This is a genomic window from Psychrobacter sp. AOP7-A1-24 (assembly GCF_052376235.1).
GTDB lineage: Bacteria > Pseudomonadota > Gammaproteobacteria > Pseudomonadales > Moraxellaceae > Psychrobacter.
The window spans coordinates 134,983-155,240 of the sequence record NZ_JBQSVM010000001.1 but is presented as its reverse complement, the minus strand read 5'-3'; the positions used below and the strand labels follow the sequence as shown (position 1 = coordinate 155,240).

19 protein-coding genes are annotated in these 20,258 nt (G+C 42.1%); 11 read left to right on the top strand and 8 right to left on the bottom strand.

The window, feature by feature from the left end:
- Positions 1-9 precede the first annotated feature (9 nt).
- A complete protein-coding gene (locus ACT3QQ_RS00720) occupies positions 10-507 on the top strand; it encodes a hypothetical protein (RefSeq protein WP_444526508.1) in 498 nt (165 codons plus the stop codon).
- 139 nt (positions 508-646) lie between these two features.
- Complete coding sequence (locus ACT3QQ_RS00715) at positions 647-1,174, top strand: cytochrome b (protein ID WP_444526507.1); 528 nt, start codon at positions 647-649, stop codon at positions 1,172-1,174.
- 104 nt (positions 1,175-1,278) lie between these two features.
- Here the strand turns inward: ACT3QQ_RS00715 and minE are convergent, their stop codons facing one another.
- The 5 genes from minE to ACT3QQ_RS00690 all read right to left on the bottom strand — a co-directional run bounded on the left by minE (position 1,279) and on the right by ACT3QQ_RS00690 (position 6,022).
- Positions 1,279-1,569, bottom strand: a complete 291-nt coding sequence (minE, locus tag ACT3QQ_RS00710) for a cell division topological specificity factor MinE (protein ID WP_444520357.1) — start codon at positions 1,567-1,569, stop codon at positions 1,279-1,281.
- Positions 1,570-1,571: 2 nt separating this feature from the next.
- Entirely contained in the window at positions 1,572-2,384 is an 813-nt protein-coding gene (gene minD, locus ACT3QQ_RS00705; protein ID WP_444523884.1) for a septum site-determining protein MinD, read from the bottom strand.
- 292 nt (positions 2,385-2,676) lie between these two features.
- Positions 2,677-3,495 carry a septum site-determining protein MinC gene (gene minC / locus ACT3QQ_RS00700; protein ID WP_444526506.1) on the bottom strand — a complete coding sequence of 273 codons (819 nt, stop codon included), beginning with the start codon at positions 3,493-3,495 and terminating at the stop codon, positions 2,677-2,679.
- Between the two features lie 71 nt (positions 3,496-3,566).
- Positions 3,567-4,658 carry a hypothetical protein gene (locus ACT3QQ_RS00695; RefSeq protein ID WP_444526505.1) on the bottom strand — a complete coding sequence of 364 codons (1,092 nt, stop codon included), beginning with the start codon at positions 4,656-4,658 and terminating at the stop codon, positions 3,567-3,569.
- 401 nt (positions 4,659-5,059) lie between these two features.
- Complete coding sequence (locus ACT3QQ_RS00690) at positions 5,060-6,022, bottom strand: acyltransferase (protein ID WP_444526504.1); 963 nt, start codon at positions 6,020-6,022, stop codon at positions 5,060-5,062.
- A 533-nt stretch (positions 6,023-6,555) separates the two neighbouring features.
- On the opposite strand from ACT3QQ_RS00690, the gene ACT3QQ_RS00685 reads away from it, so the two are divergent.
- The 7 genes from ACT3QQ_RS00685 (at position 6,556) to ACT3QQ_RS00655 (ending at position 15,357) form a co-directional block, all read left to right on the top strand.
- Positions 6,556-7,212 carry an OmpA family protein gene (locus ACT3QQ_RS00685; protein WP_444520258.1) on the top strand — a complete coding sequence of 219 codons (657 nt, stop codon included), beginning with the start codon at positions 6,556-6,558 and terminating at the stop codon, positions 7,210-7,212.
- 339 nt (positions 7,213-7,551) lie between these two features.
- Positions 7,552-9,012, top strand: coding sequence for an imelysin family protein (locus ACT3QQ_RS00680; RefSeq protein WP_444526503.1), 1,461 nt, complete (start codon positions 7,552-7,554; stop codon positions 9,010-9,012).
- A 306-nt stretch (positions 9,013-9,318) separates the two neighbouring features.
- On the top strand, positions 9,319-10,995 hold the full coding sequence (locus ACT3QQ_RS00675) for a di-heme oxidoreductase family protein (RefSeq protein WP_444526502.1): 1,677 nt from the start codon (positions 9,319-9,321) through the stop codon (positions 10,993-10,995).
- 54 nt (positions 10,996-11,049) lie between these two features.
- Positions 11,050-12,201, top strand: a complete 1,152-nt coding sequence (locus tag ACT3QQ_RS00670; RefSeq protein WP_444526501.1) for an imelysin family protein — start codon at positions 11,050-11,052, stop codon at positions 12,199-12,201.
- A gap of 3 nt (positions 12,202-12,204) precedes the next feature.
- Positions 12,205-13,761: a DUF1513 domain-containing protein gene (locus tag ACT3QQ_RS00665; RefSeq protein WP_444526500.1), complete on the top strand. Its 1,557-nt coding sequence runs from the start codon at positions 12,205-12,207 to the stop codon at positions 13,759-13,761.
- A 210-nt stretch (positions 13,762-13,971) separates the two neighbouring features.
- Entirely contained in the window at positions 13,972-14,511 is a 540-nt protein-coding gene (locus ACT3QQ_RS00660) for a M48 family metallopeptidase (protein WP_444526499.1), read from the top strand.
- Positions 14,512-14,742: 231 nt separating this feature from the next.
- Positions 14,743-15,357, top strand: a complete 615-nt coding sequence (locus ACT3QQ_RS00655) for a methyltransferase domain-containing protein (RefSeq protein ID WP_444526498.1) — start codon at positions 14,743-14,745, stop codon at positions 15,355-15,357.
- Here ACT3QQ_RS00655 and ACT3QQ_RS00650 read toward each other — a convergent pair.
- Complete coding sequence (locus tag ACT3QQ_RS00650) at positions 15,323-15,994, bottom strand: HD domain-containing protein (RefSeq protein ID WP_444526497.1); 672 nt, start codon at positions 15,992-15,994, stop codon at positions 15,323-15,325. The two genes, ACT3QQ_RS00655 and ACT3QQ_RS00650, sit on opposite strands and share 35 nt — an antisense overlap.
- 40 nt (positions 15,995-16,034) lie before the next feature.
- Positions 16,035-16,946: a hydrogen peroxide-inducible genes activator gene (locus ACT3QQ_RS00645; RefSeq protein WP_444526496.1), complete on the bottom strand. Its 912-nt coding sequence runs from the start codon at positions 16,944-16,946 to the stop codon at positions 16,035-16,037.
- Positions 16,947-17,213: 267 nt separating this feature from the next.
- Between ACT3QQ_RS00645 and ahpC the strand changes: the two genes are divergently transcribed.
- Complete coding sequence (gene ahpC / locus ACT3QQ_RS00640; protein WP_444526495.1) at positions 17,214-17,780, top strand: alkyl hydroperoxide reductase subunit C; 567 nt, start codon at positions 17,214-17,216, stop codon at positions 17,778-17,780.
- Positions 17,781-17,950: 170 nt separating this feature from the next.
- On the opposite strand, the gene ACT3QQ_RS00635 is transcribed toward ahpC, so the two are convergent.
- On the bottom strand, positions 17,951-18,199 hold the full coding sequence (locus tag ACT3QQ_RS00635; protein WP_444526494.1) for a YdcH family protein: 249 nt from the start codon (positions 18,197-18,199) through the stop codon (positions 17,951-17,953).
- A gap of 435 nt (positions 18,200-18,634) precedes the next feature.
- Here ACT3QQ_RS00635 and ahpF point away from each other — a divergent pair, with 435 nt between their 5' ends.
- Positions 18,635-20,212, top strand: coding sequence for an alkyl hydroperoxide reductase subunit F (ahpF, locus tag ACT3QQ_RS00630; RefSeq protein ID WP_444526493.1), 1,578 nt, complete (start codon positions 18,635-18,637; stop codon positions 20,210-20,212).
- The last annotated feature ends 46 nt before the right edge of the window (positions 20,213-20,258 follow it).

The following is a 20,258-nucleotide window of genomic DNA, read 5'->3' as shown; positions in this document are numbered from 1 at the left end:
GAGCGACGTATGAAACAAATTTCGAAACATTCGTTTGAAGCTGTCAGTCTGTTGACTACCAACAACGGGATGCTTGATGTCACCATTGTTCCAGCAGTTAATCAACCAGACTGGATCATTCCGAGTGCTCTAATTTTGAGTGTGGATGAGTGTCAACAGCAGGTCTCTAGTTACAACTGGCAACAGCAAAATTTGGTGGTTTTTCATTTGTTATCACAAGACCAAATACCAAATAAAATAATTATCTTGGAAGGTAATACGACTGAGCACCGTTTTGCGCTACAGACAGCGGGTAATTTACGTCAGATGCAAGCACGTATTGCTGAAGTGAAAGATGTAGAGACACCTGAGCAGTTTAGTGGGACTGACGTTGGGGAGGGAGAAGATTATTTTGATAAAAATGACGTCTCATCCTACCTATATCAAACAGTAATGATTGATGATGAAATCTATTTAGTGCCAGATTTAGATAAAATTGCCCACCATCTGATTGATTTGGATGGCTAGATTCTTATCTGTATTTAAGGTATTCTCCATTCTATGAATAGTCAGCCAATAATATTAATGATTTTATCCATTAAATAGTTATTAGCGGACTTATAAAATTGTTTAGAGATAATTCCTGACAGAGGTAGTAGAGTCGCTCATGAATAATGCCAACTTGAATGTATCAAAGTGGTCAGCTAGTAGCCGTATCTTTCATTGGATCAGTGCAGTTTTGCTATTGGTAACATGGATAATGATATTGTTGCACCAAAATCTAGATAGCAATTCGTACATTGGGTTTCATAAAGCATTTGGCGTAAGTTTATTATTTTGGATGATTGCTCGTGTCATCAATCGTGTCTTTACTAAAGCGCCACCAGCATTGCCCATGCCAAAGTGGCAGATGCTAATATCTCAGCTTTCCCATTTTGCGCTTTATGCCATACTGATTGCTATGCCTTTGGTCGGTTTGTTGATGACAGTGTATGGTGGGCGACCGGTCGATATCTTTGGTATTTTTCAGATTCCAGTATTTGTTGACACAGATAGAAGTTTGGCACGTTTTTATAACAACTTGCATACTGAGATTATTTGGCCAATGATTATTGGCTTTACCGTCTTGCATATAGCTGCAGCGTTGTATCATCAATTTGTCAAAAAAGATAATCTCATTGCCCGCATGAAATAACCTATAATCGATAAACATAAAAAAGCCCCAAGTATTAAACTTGGGGCTTTTTTACGTTTATTATGAAAATACGTACAGTTAGAAGGTTGGTTTTTATTAGAAGATTACTTTTGATGCTCAGGCAAATTTATATTCATTTCTAATACATCTAAGCTGTCTTCAGAACGATGGTTGATATTGACGTCATCAATTTGCACACCGTTAACGTATTTGTTCACCACTTCCAAAATTTCACGCTTCATTTTTTCGATACGATCTACCGTTAAGCGATTGTTCAATCTATTTTCGCTAGCAACAATAACTTTTAAACGTTCAGTTGCTAAATTTGCACTACCTGCGTTACTGTTATCGTCAGTACCAAATAGGCTGCTCCAAAATCCTTTTTTCTTAGTCATCATTAACCCCCAAACCAGCGCTGTAGTAGACTCTTTTTCTTCACATTAATATGACGTAGTGGACGCTCTTCACCCAAGAAACGGGCGACAATGTCGTCATAACATTGACCAGCAACAGAGTCGTTATAATGAATAACTGGTTCGCCATGGTTAGACGCTTCAAGCACTGAATGGCTCTCAGGAACAACGCCAAGTAGTGGAACTTTTAAAATGTCGTTAGAGATAGTGTCAATATCCATCATCTCATTTGCAGCCGCACGCTCAGGATTATAACGAGTAATAATCAAATGCTCACGAACAGTGCCTTGGCTTTCTTCTACTTTTTTTGTCTGACTTTGTAAGATACCGATGATTCTATCCGAGTCACGTACTGAAGAAATCTCAGGATTGGTAACAATAATTGCTTCATCAGCATGATACATCGCTAGCTGTGCACCGCGCTCGATACCGGCAGGTGAGTCGCAAATGATGTAGTCAAACTGCTTAGAGAGTTCAGCCATGACCTCTGATACCCCTTCGTCTGTCAGAGCGTCTTTATCACGCGTCTGACTGGCTGGTAGTATATATAGGTTTTCAAGTTGCTTATCTTTGACAAGTGCTTGCGACAAACGCGCGTTTCCAGTGATAACGTCAACGAAATCATAAACGATTCTATTTTCGCAACCCATGATCAAGTCTAAATTACGTAGACCTACATCAAAGTCGATAACAACCGTTTTATAGCCACGTAACGCCAAACCAGCGGCAAAAGAAGCGCTTGTCGTGGTTTTACCCACACCGCCTTTACCTGAAGTGATTACAACTATCTTCGCCACAATGGCACACTCCTATGAATCAATGGGATATCTTTTATATAATAAATAGCAAAACTACATGTTATTTATCTAGCATATATATACTATCTTCGAAGCTAGCCTAGCATAAATAAATAAAAATTTATAGCAGCTCGATACTAAAGCGGAAAAACAACCTATTTATCGCTCAATTAGCCTCTCTACGTGGCATTGGTAGAGTCATAATCATACTTTTTGGCTAAATGAATAGGTTAGCTTAACTGCCTTAGTTTTCTATAAAGTCACTTCAACGTGTATTATTTTTAATAGCGTCTTAAATTTCATCCATTACGGTAAATACTAAGCCTTCACCTTCTACGAATTTTACTTGTACAGATTTGTCGATGACGTGTTCAGGTAAGTTGTCTCGTAAGCAGTATGTTCCTGCTACTGATACCAGTGAAGGATTGAAAACTTGGCAGAATATACGGGCATCTTTATCACCTGTTGCGCCTGCAACTAAGCGCCCTTGTGCACGGCCATATACATGTAAGCTATTGTCAGTAATCGCTTCAGCGCCGCTATTAATACTGTTGGTCAAAATTAAGTCGCCGCCAACATGATTGAGGCTTTGTCCTGAACGTAGCATTTGATCATAGATTAAGCTAGTAATATGCTGAGTACATACCAATGTCTCAGTGGGCATACTAGACAGTGTCGTTTCAGTAGCAGGCTCGCTTGTGGTAGAGGTGCTATCGTCGCTGTTAGCATCAACTGCTTCAGTACTATTGTTTTTTGCTGCTTGTTGGGTAGGAGGCTTTTTGCTTGGTAATATGCGTTCGATACGTTTACCATCGGCTGGAAATATCGCCAAGCGCTGCTCACGTGCTTGTGCATCAAGCATACCTGTCACCACACCAATAGGCTGTAACCCCCATGCCCATAGTAGCTCTACCAATGCTGATAAATCCTGATCAACGTCACTATCAATAAGGATAGGGATATTACTTGATTTATTGCTGAGCGTTTCAGTTAGCTGAGCCTCTATAACTGCTAAATCGTTTGTACTAAACTGTACGCGTGAAAACGTCAGCATTTTGCCATAGAAAGCTAGCGCTGGTGCAGTCTGGTTATCGTTAGCTGAAACTGTCATATACAAACCCTTAAAAATAATTCTGTCACGGTATTATGTCTCTTATTGCATCGTGCTATCGGATATCTAAACTATAGATTTAGCATATCCTGGTGTTTCCATTGCTGCACTTTTACTTGCGCTTCAAACGCAGTCAAACTGTCCTCAATGATACTAGAAATCAAAGTATCTAGCGCTGTATTATTGGTATCTATTTGCGCAATACCGCTAGCAATTTCTATCATTAGTATATCTAAGCGCTTAGGGTCTAAGAGTCGTTTGTTCAACGCATTTACGACATTCTCACCGATATTGTGCCCGACGTGATGTAGCTGTGATTCAATCAGGCTGCCCGCGATAGGTATCATGCGTAGGTAGCGTCGCAACTCAGGTGTGTTTGCCAATCCTTCTTCAATAGCATTGCCCATCTCACTAGCCAACATACTGCCACCACCTGATGAGGCTGTGAGTTCTTGCAACTTTGGTGCAAGCTCTGTGCGTAGTACAGACAATACCGCTGTTTCAATCTCATTGCGGTTTTTTGCAATCGTCGACTCGATGAATGATTTATGAGTGTCTGAACTGGTTAGTTCTTGTCGAAAGTTTTGTATCGCCGTCAGAATAACGCGATCGGATAGCTCTTCTAACAGTAGGTCAATGTAGAATTTGATTCGATTGATCCATGCTTGCGGCAGAACTTGGTAACCCAGCTGATATAGACGTCTGCCAATAACGACTGCTCGAAGCAGTCGCAAAGCACGTAGCTGCGGGAAACAGCCCAATACTTCGTACCAATGAACGAAGGGGAAAAAGAACCAGCGATAATAGACTTTTTGTTTGATGGCAATTGCCCAACGCAGCAACAACTCAACGACCAGAAAGATGGTAAAAAATCCTCCAGCAGTGCGTAGAGGATCATGTAGCGTTACCTGATACCAATTAAGTGCTTCACTGACAGTTAGCCATTCTGCAGCATTACTACTGAAACTGCTCATCAAAATAGCATCGATACTGATCAACAGTAGATCAATACTGATGGCAATAATCATGACGATATCATAAGTGAGCTTAAGGCGACTTGGCTTTGGATGGTTGTGTTTTGGTGGCTCATCACTTGGTGAACAGAGAGGCTGACTCGAAACAGGTTCGGTAGCTAACGGCGAGCTAGTAGTAGAGGTGGACACAGTCATACCTTATAAGTAATAAATGGCACAGAGAATGGGTAAGAAATCGATATATACTGTCATTTATTCTTAGCGTAGACATCGAAAATCTATGATTTTATGACTAGTCACATTATCAATGAATAAGGCTAAAAAACAACCCATATTCGACTAAAATTTACTTATGAGGACTTACTGTTTTAAGAGTAAATATCATAAGTCAGATATGTGTATGGTGATACTCGTACCCGTAGCTTTGTTCCCCAACAACTTTTTATTTCGTTATTGGTGTTTATTACATCAATGTTTGTTGTATCGATATTTTTACTTAGTATGCTTGTATAGACTGTACTTGGTACTTGACAATACTTAACGATAAGCCAGTTTAGTATTGCTGAACAGCTTAGTATTGATAATCGTCGTTAGATAGCTTGTGCTTTGGGATTTATTTCAAAATCTGCCAACATAGTGCTAATACGTTCATCTTTTTGGCGCCATACTTGCTCAACCCAGTCGAACATTTGTGCCTTCGTGTCCTCGTCATTTTCGTAACCACCTTGTTTGATACTTTCGAACAAGGCATCTGGCATGTCGATATAGCGCAAATCAACGCCCAAGCGTTTGATATTGCCTTTCCAAAGATCTCCATAGCTCGGCACACCGTCAGGGTATACGATTGTCATGTCTAGTATGCCGTCGATATCTTTACCTAATGCGCTGATAGCCAATGATAATCCACCTGCACGAGGTTTCAATAAGTGTGCATAAGGTGACTTTTGCTGAGCTTGTTTGGCTTTGGTGAAACGAGTACCTTCTAAATAGTTTAATAGGGTAAAAGGTTTGTCTTTTAGCAGGGCGCAGGCACGTTTGGCTTCTTCTATGTCTTTACCTTTTAGCGCAGGGTTTTTGGCAATGGCTTCTTTTGAATGTCGGCGCATCATTGGAAAGTCTAAAAAGTAAAAAGCTTGACCAACGATAGGAATGTAAATCAGCTCAAATTTGGTAAAAAAACGCGTGAGTGGCAAGCGTTTTTCGCCAATATACTGCACGATGCTGGTATCGACCCATGATTGGTGGTTGCTAACCAATAGGTATTTACCATTGGTATGAATGTCATCTGGTAAGTTGATACGCCAATCTTTGCGAGGCAACATATTATCTATTAAAGCACTGTTGCTACTGATCCAGTGAGTAGCAATTTTGATGACAGCTTTGTCCGCAATCGAGGCGCCAGTAATCACTTTGCCGACACCCATCAGCCACAAAGGAATACTACCGCCGAAGCTATTGGCGGCGATGACACCAGTGGCTGTTGCAAACGAAACAGCTCTACCCAACTTAGGCGAACGTTTATGTAGTTTTCGAATGGTAGATGTCAAGCGCATGCTCAATCCTTCTCAGTGTATCTGATTAATAATAAGTCATATATCGCTGAAGCTAATATGCCAACCCACTATGAAATAGTAATAAAACTAACCTTACTTGAAGTATCGCGATCATTTGTTTATCTTAACTTTGTTAGAATGGTTGTTTATCAAAATCGTCAAACAGCTGTTTGTTTAGCTTCCAGTAAATGTGATATTGCAGCTTAAAATGAATAGGCTAATAACAATATAATGTAAATGCGAAGGTTGTTTATGTTCAATAATGGCAAGTTTAGCTACATAATTTTAGCAGAAACCAGTTGCGGTGTAAGCTTATAAAGCTGACTCGTAGTAGCAAAAGGGAAATGGTTGTGAGAGGTTAAAATTCGGATATTAGGATGTTAGCAATATAACCTGCACTTCTCATACATAGGTGTGACAAAATATTACACATATTTAGAGTGTAGTTGCCATAATAATAGCGATAAGCAATTAGAAGATTAATGGACAATCTTTGTAAAAAGCACAATTTTTTAAACTTAAGAGGAAATATTATGCGTAATACTTTAATGGTCGCAGCAGTGGCATCAGGTTTAGCCCTTAGTGGTTGTGTTACTGATCCAAATACAGGACAACAGAGTTTAAACAAAACAACGCTCGGCGGTCTAGCTGGTGCACTTGGTGGCGCAGCCATCTCTAAGGCTACTGGTGGTGACGAGACTGGTCGTGATGCTGCAATTGGCGCAGCATTAGGTGCTGGTGTTGGTTACTATATGGATCGTCAAGCTAAGCAGCTTGAGCAGCAAATGGCTGGTACTGGTGTAACTGTTGAACAAAACCCGTCGACAGGTAACATTGATCTAGTAATGCCAGGTAGCATCACGTTCTCTTTTGATAACGCAACGCTAAACTCATCTTTCAAGCCTACACTTGATAAGCTTGCTACTACTATGAACCAGTACAACCAAAACACTATCACTATTGCAGGTCATACTGATAGCCAAGGTTCAGCATCTTACAACATGGGTCTATCACGCGATCGTGCTTATTCAGTTGCAAACTATCTAACGGCTCGCGGTGTTGCTTCAAACCGCATCAACGTTGTGGCTTATGGTGAGTCACGTCCTGTTGCAGATAACAGCACTGATTATGGTCGCCAGCAGAACCGCCGCGTTGAGCTAACAGTTAATGCACCACAGAGCGTAAACTAATCAATAGTTGTATATAGCTATCAAATACGTGCTAAATATTTGAGTACATATTTTCAAAAAAGAGTCAGCACTATGCTGGCTCTTTTTTTGTATTTTTAATACGGCTAAAACAACAACTATGCATAGATATGGTTAATATTAAATTAAATATTGATAATGATTATCAATAACACTATAATTTGTCAATGTTTGCTATTGATACAATACTGAAAGTCTTATCATGTGTACTGTGACTCAACGTGCATCGCTGAGATAGCCTGCTGTAACATGGCTTGATTATCAAGATAATTGAGGCTACCTAACCAAAACGAATTTTTTGCTATATTTTTGAGGATATGTATGACGATTTCCACCGTAACAAGCCGTAAGCTTATACCAACTACCTTAGCTGTTGCACTTGCAGGAGCGTTAATAGTGTCGGGCTGTACAAAGCAAGCCGATGAAGACACCGTTGCAGCGACAGAGACGCAAACAGAAGTAGCAAACACAGAGACAGCTGATAATACAGATATGACGGCTGCCGAAAAAGCACATATTGATAGACTGGTTATCAGTTATGCAAACATGGCACATGCTGCTTATAAAGACTCTTTGGACACGGCCAAATTACTGCAAACTGCGGTAGAGAACTACATAGCTACTCCAACACAAGAAAACCTTGATGCAGCAAAAGCTGCCTATAAAGAGGCGCGTCAGCCATATTCTCAAACTGAGATTTTCCGTTTTGATGAAGGTTTTGTGACGGCTAATGATGAACGCGCCATTAACAGCGTCGATAGCTGGGAAGGTCAGATCAACGCTTGGCCGCTTGATGAGGCGCTGATTGATTATGTTGGTGAAGACTATGAAGGCGAATATAATAGTCAAGAAAATATCATCAATAGTGATAGCATTACTGTCGGTAGTATTGAGCAAGATACCAGTACGATTACACCTGAGCTACTTGCAGAAATGAATGAAATCGGTGGTAGCGAAGCCAACGTAACGACTGGCTATCATGCCATTGAGTTTATGCTGTGGGGCCAAGACAACAATGGTGTAAGAGAAGGCGCAGGTAATCGCCCAGTTACTGACTATGCAACTGAAGCTGGACAGTGTACTAGTGGTGATACCGCCAACGAAGATGCCAGCATCTGTGAACGCCGCGGTGAATTCTTAACCGCTGCAACTCAACTATTGGTTGATGACTTGACAGCTATGGAAGCCCAGTGGCAGCCTGAAACCGAGAATACTTTACGTAGTGATTTGATAGCGCGCAAATATGACAATGGTCTGCGCCAAATTATGTATCAAATGGGTAGCCTAGCACTAGGTGAGCTTGCTTCTGAGCGTATGCAAGTTGCTTTCGTTACTGGTTCTACCGAAGATGAGCACGAATGCTTTAGTGATTTGACGCATCTAAGTTATGCCAATAATGCTCGCGGTATTCAAAACGTCTTTAATGGTAGCTATACAACAGTCGCTGGTAAGACAGTAGGCGGTTATGGCATCAAAGACTATTTGACGGATAACGGACACACAGAAGCTGCTGATAAGTTGGCTGCTGAATTCGATAAAGTAGAAAGCGCGTTCGATGTTATCGTTGAAAAAGGCGAAGAAGACGGCATCAAGATTGATCAGATGATTGCAACTGTCGGTCAAGCAAGCCAAGAAGGTATCTCTGCTGAAGAACAAAACGTTCGTCGTGGATGGGTTGAAGCAGGCATCACCAGCTTACAAGAGCTGACTGCCAGTATCGAAAACGCTGCAAAAGCAGTTGGAATCGATAATCTAGACGCAGATGCAGGATCACAGTTTTAAGAAAAAATTAAGCTAGCGGTCCTTATTTATAAGCTAGCGGCCTTTATTTAAAAGCATCTAATTGGCTTTAGGACGTTTTATTAGTCGTTATAGGTCAGTAATCGCTGTTTATTAGATACTTAGATTAGATATAATACGTGCGTTGTCAGCCACCGTTGGCAGCGCATTTTTACGAGCATTAAATAAGCCCATTGGCCTCTGTACCACCTCATTATATGTCGATGAACAATGATCGTGGAGACATATAATGAGGTGGTATGACAAAAATTTAATGGTTCTACTCTAGCGCTAAGGCACTTAATTTCTATGAACGTTAATCATGTTAACCCCTCTGACTCTCCTTCTGCTACTCAAACCCTACGACATACACCCTCTAAGCTTGTGCTAATTCTCGCGAGTGTAGTGACTATCAGTGCGTGTCAACCATCCGATAGTGTTCCTGAAGACGCTACTGACAATGTTTCTGATGATACTGCCGATCAGGTCTCAAGTACTGAGAGTAGCAGTGAAAATAGCCAATCGCTGTCGTCTGAGCACGCTAAAAATATAGAATCACTGGCGGGTGTGCCGATGCAGCAATTGGTGAGCTTTGACCCTCAAGAGATTAAGCAGGGCGGTGACTCTGGCATTAGTATTAGCAGTGCTGAAAGCTACTCAAAACCTTCATCAAACTTAGCAGCTTCCCGCAAAGGATCATTCTTTATTGGTAATGCATTCTTTAAGCAGCCATGGGTTGTTGCTCCTGCCAGTACTGATAGCCGTGACGGGCTTGGCGCATTATTTAATGTGGCAGCTTGCCAGTCCTGTCATGTCAAAGATGGGCGAGGTCATGCGCCGATGACTGCCGATGACGATGCTGATAGTTTGTTGATTCGTCTGTCTATGCCAGCGACGACTGATGAGCAGCGTCAGCAGCTAAAGGACTCACTGATTGAAAAGGTGGTTCATCCTATGTATGGTGGGCAGTTACAAGACCGCGGTATTCAAGGTGTGCCTGCTGAAGCAAGAATCGCAGTGCAGTGGACAGACAAACCAGTTACCTTTGCTGACGGGTATGTTGAGACGTTACGTGCGCCAACGTTTAATCTGACCAAACCTGGCTATGGCGCTTTTGATGATGACATGATGGTATCGCCGCGTGTAGCGCTACCGATGATTGGGCTTGGGCTGTTAGAGCAAATACCTGACGATGACATTAAGAAACAAGCCAGCGATAGTAATGACAGCGATATCAGTGGTAAATTTAACTGGGTAATGGATCCACAAACAGGCAAACGTGCGCTCGGCCGATTTGGTTGGAAAGCTGGTCAAACCAAGTTGATTACCCAAAACCAAAGTGCCTTTAATGAAGATATGGGTCTAACGTCCAATATCCGTCCTAACGAATCCTGTATGCCAACGCAGACCGCTTGTCTAAATGCAGCGACTGGTGCGGATGAACAAGGTAACGGTAAATCACCTGTTGAAGTCAATGACGAGGTTGCTAAATTTGTAGAGTTTTACACCCGCAATCTAGCAGTACCTCATCGCCGCAATGCAGATGATACGCTCGTACTGGCTGGCAAAAAGCGTTTTTATGACATGGGCTGTCAAAGCTGCCATACACCAAGATACCAGTTGCCAAAAACCGACGATGATCATCTTGAGCAGCATGGCCAAGTAATTTATCCTTACACAGATTTTTTATTACACGATATGGGCGATGATCTCGCTGATCGTACGATTGCTGGCAAGCTACCGCCAAAAGATGCCCAAGTTGAATTTTTAGCCAACTCTTATGAGTGGCGTACGCCAGCACTTTGGGGCGTAGGACTCGCTCAAACTGTGGATTCTCAAGCAACGTTTTTGCATGATGGTCGTGCCCGTACGTTGATGGAAGCGGTTTTATGGCATGGCGGGGAAGCCGAAAAGCAAAAGCAACAAGTATTAGAGTTAGACAAGCAAGGTCGCATTGAGCTCAATGCGTTCTTAAAGTCGCTATAATACAGTCAATGTAAAACGCTATACATTATTACTTATAATATTACCGAGAAACCTATGAAAATAAACCACGCTTTGGCAATGGCGCTATCTGCATTGAGTGCTGGACTGCTGATCAGTTGTGTCAAACCTGCCGATGACAACCAAGCTACAGATGTAGATAGCCAAGAAGTTGTGCAAGATAGTGCAGTTACTGACAGCTCAGCAAAAGGTAGTGAAGAAAGCACTGAGCAAATCGTTGCGGTAGATATCAGTCCTGAGACTGCGGAAACGTACTTGACACATGTGGCAGACGATATCGTGATTCCTGCGTATGCCGATGCAGCAAAGCAAAGCGATCTCTTGAATGAATTGGCGCAGAAGCACTGTACACAAGCTCCGGTCAGTGGTGATGAGCTACAAGAATTACGTGCGCAGTGGCTGGTATTGGCACAAGCTTGGTCGAGTGCTGAGATGATTAACTTTGGTCCTGCAACGGCTAGCATGAGCAACTTATACATTAATTACTACCCTGATGAGCGCGGACTCGTACATAGTGGCGTGGCTGATTTAATCGCTGCCAATCCACAACTAACACCAGAGCAGCTTGCTAACGAGAGTGCTATCGTACAGGGTGTTCCAGGGTTGGAAGAAGCTTTGTTTGCCAATGATAGTTTAGACGCTGGTCAGTGTGCTTACGTCATTAGTGCCAGTAGTGCGTTGAGCACGCGTCTAAAAGATATCGAGACAAACTGGCAGCAAAACGCGACCGATTTATTGGCAATAGATCAAACAGCAGAAAGCGATCGAGGGCTGAACCAGTGGTTTAATTCTCTACTGTCATTGATTGAGACCATGAAGTCTAATGCTATCGATCAACCACTCGGTCTGACGGGTAAAGCGAAAGGCCATTTGCCTGCTGCTACAGCTGGTCAAAGCCGCGCTATCATCAATGCTAAGTTAGATACGATCAATAAAGCCATGACTGACCCTGTATTGACGGCTATTCTTGGTAGCAATGATGAAAACAAAATTTCGGATAATCTATCGACTACACTTGCTGATACGACCACATTATTAGCACAAATGCCAGAAGATTTATCAGAGGCCAGTAAGGACGACCAGCAAGCGTTATATGATCATCTGACTGATGTTACTCGTTTGATTAAACGCCAGTTAATCCCAGCACTTGGTATCCGTGTGGGCTTTAACAGCACTGATGGCGATTAGACAATGTCTACTATCGAAGCGAATACAGCCGTGCCAGATATCCAGACTTATGACCAAATGGATAGGTTGAATGATGCTGGCATAAGTTCAACAAGTCATGAGCTTTTGACGACGTCAGTGCTGACAGCAGTTGGTACGGCGGCGCTGGTCGGTATTCATCATCGTTATCGTAAGCAGCAGCATCCAGATGCTAGTTTGCAAGATTATGTTGACGGTATTCGTACACAGTTTCAGGCATTACGCGGCACTTCTAATTCAATACCGAAGCTTTCGCGCTTACGTTATGCTTGTGAGCAAGCAGCGGTAACATGGAAGCAGGCTTATCATGCGATAGATGATGATAAACGTGATGCGCCTGACTTTGGTGCTGTGCATACGACAACGATGCTAGCGCAACCAGTCAGCTGGGTCAGTGGCGTCGCATCTATGCCAAAAGATCAAACCTCATCGAGCCAAAATGAGCATGATTTTGGTGTGGTAGGTATTGATGCCGACAGACAAATCGTTTGGCAGACGACTATGCCTGAGCGTGTCCACGACATCGTTGTTCAGCCTGTAGATGTACTTGAAAATAAAGCTCAGCATAGCAATGTGGATCAAAGACGCGACGTTGTCGTAATGGGTCGTCGTCCAAGTGAAAAGTTTTGGGTACTTAATACATCAAATGGGCAGGTAATGCATGCGATTACAGCTGATTTAAACCGTCACTTTTATGGTCATGCTTGCTATAGTTTAGATGGTAGCTTGCTCTACGTCACTGAGAATGACACAGTGAGTTTGGCAGGAAAAATTGGTATCTATGATGCCAATGATGCTTATGAAAAAGTAGCAGAATTTGATTCATATGGTATCGGCCCGCATGAGCTGATTATGCATCCTGATAGCGAAACGCTGGTCATTGCAAATGGTGGTATCAAGACTGAACAGGCCTCACGTGAAGAGCTCAATCTAGATACTATGCGACCATCATTAGTCTATTTAAATCGTCATGATGGTACACTGCTTGAGCAAGTAACTCCCGAACATAATCAGATGAGTGTACGCCACTTAGCCATGCACGACGATGGCACAGTAATGATCGGTATTCAGTTCCAAGGTGAAAAACATATTAATGTACCACTGGTATTGACTCACAAACGTGGTGATGCCAGCTTCACGCCTTTAACCATGCCAAACAATCAATGGCAACGCTTCCACCAGTATATCGCTAGCGTAGCGGTTGATAGTGAGCGCAACTTACTGTGTGTGACCACGCCAATTGGTGGCTGTGCCGCGATTTACGACTTACATACTCGCAAGCTGATTGATGATGTAAGTCTGCCAGATTGTGCAGGAGCTTCAGTTTTAGTTAATTCTAGTGCTTCAATGAGTAAAGTTGATAAACATGCCGAGCCGACAGGCTTCATAGTCAGTGATGGTCAAGGGCAGTTAACAGCGCTAAGAGTATATGCTTTGTCAGAGGTAAAGCTGGATACAGACGATGTTGGACGTCATGAGCGGATTGTCAAAGACAGTCAACTGCATATGATGTCATTTGACAACCATTTACAAGCGTTGTGATACGTTTCATTCAATAAGAGTGATAGATGAATAGGCGTGGCTGTTAACAATGACTATTACTAGAATAATAGTAATAGTCAGCCAAGGAGGTAGAGCATTAGCTTAGACACCAATTTAGATACTGTCAGGCAGCAGCTTACACAGGCAGGCATCGATTTACATATCAGTAAAAAGCGTGTTAAAAATATCAATTTTCGCTTAAAGCCTTACATGTTGATGGTCTCTATACCGATGCATGTCAACAAGTCGCAATTGTTGCATGCTGTGGCTAAGCGGGTGCCGTGGGCTATTGAACATCATCCACAAATATTAGAGCAATATATACGTAGACAGAGTGCGTCGTCCGACCCTTCAACTACTACTAACTCAGTTTTATTATGGGGTGTGGAGCAATCATTTACGCTCAGTCTCGATAAAAAAATCACCTATTATCGGCAACAACTCTCCGAAGTCGCACCTGCACTATTTGAAAAGTGGCAACCAATCGTTGGCGCTTATGCCAATGAGATACGGTTGAAAAAAATGCATACTCGCTGGGGCAGCTGCAACACGCGTGCAAAGCGAATTTGGTTATCAGTCTATCTTCCTGCCTATCCTATCGAGTGCACTGAATACGTAATCGTTCATGAGCTGTGCCACTTGCATCATGCCAATCATAGCCGTGCGTTTTGGCAAACAGTTACCACAGCAATGCCAGATTATATGCAATGGCATAATGTCTTAGCGGGCAAGACAGGTCAACTGGATTAAACCCATCACCTAACTATCTAAGTATCCAACCATCTAAGTAGTCCTAGTAAACACTTTGATATCGTCTGCGCAAGTTTCATTATGCAGGGCACCTAGTCCTGTTTTTATCATCATTTTTACAGTAGGAATAAGCCTTTAAAATAAGGACACGCTTGAATAAGCCTGATATGATAAGGAATAACGGTACAAATCATGTCGTTTAAATAACGGGTTTATATACAGGGATGTCATATGGAAAACGTTAATCAAGCTGAGTTTTGGCAGCAGCGTTATGAGAAAAACAGCATCGGCTGGGATATGGGGCAGGTATCACCACCGCTGAAAGCTTATATTGACCAATTGCCTGATAGCGCGAAAAGTCAGGCGATACTAGTGCCAGGTGCAGGTAACGCCTATGAAGTGGGCTATCTATATGAGCAAGGCTTTACTAATGTCACGCTGGTTGATTTTGCCCCTGCACCGATTGAGGCATTTGCAGAGCGCTATCCTAGTTTTCCCTCTGAGCATTTAATCTGTGCGGACTTTTTCAGTTTATCAGCTGAGCAGTATCGATTTTACTGGATACTTGAGCAGACATTTTTCTGTGCAATCAATCCATCGCGCCGCGATGAATACGTACAGCAGATGGCAAGGTTGTTGAAGCCACAAGGTAAGTTGATTGGGTTGTTATTCGATACGGATTTTGGACGGAAAGAGCCACCATTTGGTGGTACCAAAGAAGAGTACCAACAGCGTTTTCAAAGTCATTTTGATATCGATATCATGGAGCCTAGCTATAACTCACATCCAGCACGGCAGGGTAGTGAGCTGTTTATAAAGCTGCAAGCAAAGTTAGCTCGCGTTTGAGGTTGTCACGAGCTTGCGTTTCTAACTGATCATAGTAGTGGTCGGTCAGATAGAGTTTGGGATGTGCTAGTAATTCTTCTAACACTGCAGTGCGCCCATCACGGTAGTTGTTATCTAGAACGTGTGCGTATTCTTGGCGTACTTCGTTTGCATACTGCTGATAGGTAGACCAAAGCGCACCTAAAATACTTAAGTCCATATCTAACAAGTATGCTGCATCGTTATATTTGTCATTGTCTATCAATGCATCTATTTGATGATTGGCAGTCATCATGATGAGAGCATAGATCTGTTGGCAATGCTTTGAGCTTAGATAAGGGTTCAAAGCATTTGTTGCAAATTCTGCGCTCTTTAATTCGTTGTCGGAACGTGTTGGGTCGTATATCACATCATGATAGTACAGTGCCAACGCAATGATATGAGGCTCAGTCAGATGGTGTTTGATGCTCTCAAACTGTAGCAATAGCTGTTCGATATGATCGATCGTATGATAAGCACGTTGTGGTTCACCATAGTGCATAGCGACATCTTGCCAAAGCCTATCTATTTGCTTTGGCGAAATATCGCTAGTCAAAGCTGACAAGTGCTGTGCAAAGCACTTGCCAAAATCATCATGCTTATATGAGACAGTTTTCATATGTCATTTTTTCACTATGATCGTGGTAAAAATGGTCTAATTATTCTTTATGGGCCACTGCGTCTTTAAACGCTTTATTAAACACTTCTCCAAGCAAGCTAACGTCATCAACACGCGCATAGTTCAAACGGGTGACAAAGGCAATATGGCGATGCGGACCTTCTTCAGCCAAAGGAACAGCGACAGCATTTTGGTTTTGCAGATGTAGTTGATCAAGCGCCATTTCGGGAACTAGCGTTGTACCCATGTTGGCCAGTGCCATTTGAATTAGAGTATTTAAGCTGGCATCTGAAAAGCTTGATTTCATCTGTGTACGGTCAAAATGACAGACAGACAGCGTCTGGTCAGTTAGGCAGTGCCCCTCACCAAGTAACATCAGGTTAGCCGTCGCCAGTTCGTCAGCGTTGATGGTATCAAGCTTGGCATGTACATCATCTTTTGGAAACACAGCAAAGAAGTCTTCACTCCAAAACTCAAAACTATGAAGCCCATCTACCGCATACGGCAGAGCAATGATAGCGGTATCAATATGACCGTAGCGGACTTGCTCAAGCAAACGCTCTGTCTGTTGCTCAACGATGGTCATGCGGAACTCTGGATACTGAGCACGCAGCGCAGGTAGCACTTTTGGCAGCAAGTAAGGCGCAATTGTTGGAATGATACCGACAGTCATAGGATAGGCGAGCGGTGTCTGATGGCTATGGGCACGTGTGGTCAGATCACTCACTTCAGAAAACACTCGCTGCGCCCGTGTGAGAATGTCTTGACCGATAGGGGTGATGAGTACCTGTTTATTGTTGCGCTCAAAAATCTGAGTATCTAGCTGTTTTTCTAACTCTGCGATACCTAGACTCAATGCAGACTGTGAGATATTGCAATCTTCAGCGGCGCGTTTAAAATGACGATGTTTGGCTACGGCTAGGGCAAACTCAAGTTGTCGTAAAGTAATCATAAAACCTCTCTTTTGGTGGGTTTTTAATGCAATTTATTATGTTTGTTCAACCTTTATAAGGTAGCAAATTACCAATTGAGCACCAATGATAAAATGTAGAGATAATAGTTTAACAAGTTTAATAAAACAAAACATCACATTAAAAACTTTTAACTAGATTAACCATAGAATTCGCGTATAGTTTATCAGGTAGCCCAGAGAGCTAGCGGGCTAATTGAAAAACCACATAAATAATTTTTAATTTAATTAACTATAGAGGAGCCAATCATGGCGTCTATCATCAATCAAGAAATCCCAGAATTTTCAGCAGATGCATACGTAAACGGTGAGTTCAAAACTATCACTTCAGAAGACGTAAAAGGTAACTGGGCAATTTTCCTATTTTACCCAGCTGATTTCACGTTTGTTTGCCCAACTGAGCTAGAAGATATGGCTGCTCATTATGACGAGCTAAAAGGCCTTGGTATTGAAGTATACTCAGTATCTACTGACACGCATTTCACGCACAAAGCATGGCATGATTCTTCAGATGCTATCGGTAAAGTACAATACCCAATGATCGGCGATCCTACTGGTAAAATCACTCGTGGCTTTAACGTCATGATCGAAGAAGCCGGTTTGGCTGAGCGTGGTACTTTCCTAGTAGATCCTGATGGATTGATCCAAGTAGCTGAAATCCATGCTGGCGGTATCGGCCGTAGTGCAAAAGATATGCTACGTAAAGTAAAAGCAGCACAGTACGTTCGTGAAAACGACGGCGAAGTATGCCCAGCAGCTTGGGAACAAGGCGGCGATACATTGAAGCCAAGTCTTGACCTAGTTGGTAAAATCTAAGTAGGTACTTTGTACTTAGATAAAAGTAGCGTTGTATCTTAAACATTTGATTTAAATCAATGCTACAAAAAAAGACCCCATTAACTTATGTTAATGGGGTCTTTTTACGTTTTAAGTATAGGAGCTGTTAGTATTATTTTTTGAGCATATCTCTAAGCGTAGACGCAATATTAAGCATGAGACTGGGCTTTGTTTTTATCAATGATTTTATAGATCTCATCTTTGAGCTGTAGCTTTCGTCGTTTCATTTGTTCGATTTCTTCTTCACGACTGGCATGCTTTATAGGGTCTTTTTCAAGACGATTAATTTGCTGATCTAGTTGTGTATGCTCATCAAAAATACTGGCAAAGCGGCTGTCTTTTTGCTTAAGTTCAGCGATAACTTCTTTATTATCTTGCAATGTGTCAGTCTTTCTCATCTGGTCATCCTTGATATCAAGTACAGGGCTATTCGTAAACAGTCGTACGTTATGGTTAAGGTTTTTTAAGATTTTGAGACATCAATCGATACTGAATTGCTAAGTCCATATGCTCACGAAATACGCGATGAATGGTTGATATTTATATCGACTTGATTTGATTGTAGCGAATAATCAGCTCCGGTTCTATGGCTGTTATATCCTCATTGATTTAAATTTAATTTAATATATTTGTTTATGATTGGTTTTATAAAACATAAGGTTTGAGTTTCTCAGCTTGCTGAAGTTAGCTAAACGCTTGATAATAGACACATCAAAGGGCAAGAGCCCATTATATATAATCTTTTATACAAAATTATTACCACCAACTATTCCATATTTAGACGCGTAGCATGACAGCTACCGTTACATATTTAGTCATAATGAGGAACAAACATGATAGATCAGAATTTATTAGATGCCGTCAAGAGCTATAGCGAAAACATGACACGTCCTATTACTTTTGTATTGGGTAATGGAACGCACACAAAGCGCGCAGAGTTGGTCGATTTTTTGACCAAAATTGCTGGAACAACAGATAAAATTAACTTCGATGCAGAAGCAACTGATGACAGCTTGCCGAGTGCGATTAGTTTTAAAGTAGTCAGTCACATCGATGGCGCATCAAACGATACAGGCATCGTATTTAGCGGTATCCCAGGTGGCCATGAGTTTACTTCATTGATTTTGGCAATTTTGCAGGCAGGCGGTCATACGCTAAAATTAGATGAAGGTATTCAAAAGCTGGTTAAGCGTTTCAACAAGCCACTACAGTTCCAGACTTATGTGTCATTGTCGTGCCACAGTTGTCCAGAAGTCGTTCAAGCGTTAAATCAATTCGCGCTATTAAACGATGGTATTAGCAATGAGATGATTGACGGTGCTTTGTTCCAAGAGCAAGTAGAAGCGAACAAAATCCAAGGGGTGCCAGCAGTATTTTTGAACGGTAAGCCATTTGCTAACGGCCTAATTGACACTGCTAAATTGATCGGAAAATTACAAGAGCAGTTTCCAGACCTCTTATCAGAAGTAGAAGATGATGCTGAGCAATTAGAGCAACAAGACGTCACTATCATTGGTGCTGGCCCTGCAGGTGTGGCTGCAGCCATTTATACAGCGCGTAAAGGCCTAAAGGTCACAATGGTCGCTGATCGTATCGGTGGACAGGTAAAAGACACGCAAGATATCGAAAACCTAATCTCAGTGCCATTAACTAATGGTACAGATCTGTCGGCTAACTTTGTTAAGCATGTGTCTGAATATAACATCACACTAAAAGAGCATGTGAGCGTTAAAGATATCGAAGAGACTGAAGAAGAGAACTACAGTATCCATCTAAATACTGGTGAGAAGTTTGAAACTCGTAGTATTATTTTGGCGACAGGTGCTCAGTGGAGAAAGCTTGGTGTGCCGGGCGAAGAAGAGAATATCGGTAAAGGTGTGGCGTTCTGTGCACATTGTGATGGCCCGTTCTTTAAAGGTAAAGATATCTCAGTGATCGGCGGTGGTAACTCAGGCGTTGAGGCCGCATTAGATTTAGCAGGTATCGTCAATCACGTTACTGTATTAGAGTTCGCTGATGAGCTAAAAGCTGACCAAGTGCTTATTAATAAAGCCAAAGAAAAAGCTAACATTGAGTTCGTTACCGGTGCAGCGACGCAAGAAATCAAAGCGACTGATGGTAAAGTATCTTCTATTGTCTATCAAGATCGCAGCACAGGTGAGACTCATGAGCGTGACTTGTCAGGGGTGTTTGTACAGATTGGTTTAGTGCCAAACACTGGATTTATCAAAGGCTTCGTTGATCTAAACCGCTTCGGTGAGATTGAAATCGATGAGCGCTGCCGTACAGATCGTAAAGGTATCTTTGCGTGTGGTGATGTAACCACTGTTCCATTTAAGCAGATTAACATTGCGATGGGTGAGGGCAGTAAAGCGGCGTTGTCAGCGTTTGAATACCTAGTCATGCAGTAAGTTAGTTGATATTAGTTTAAGTATCAAGGACCACCTCGGTTGAGGT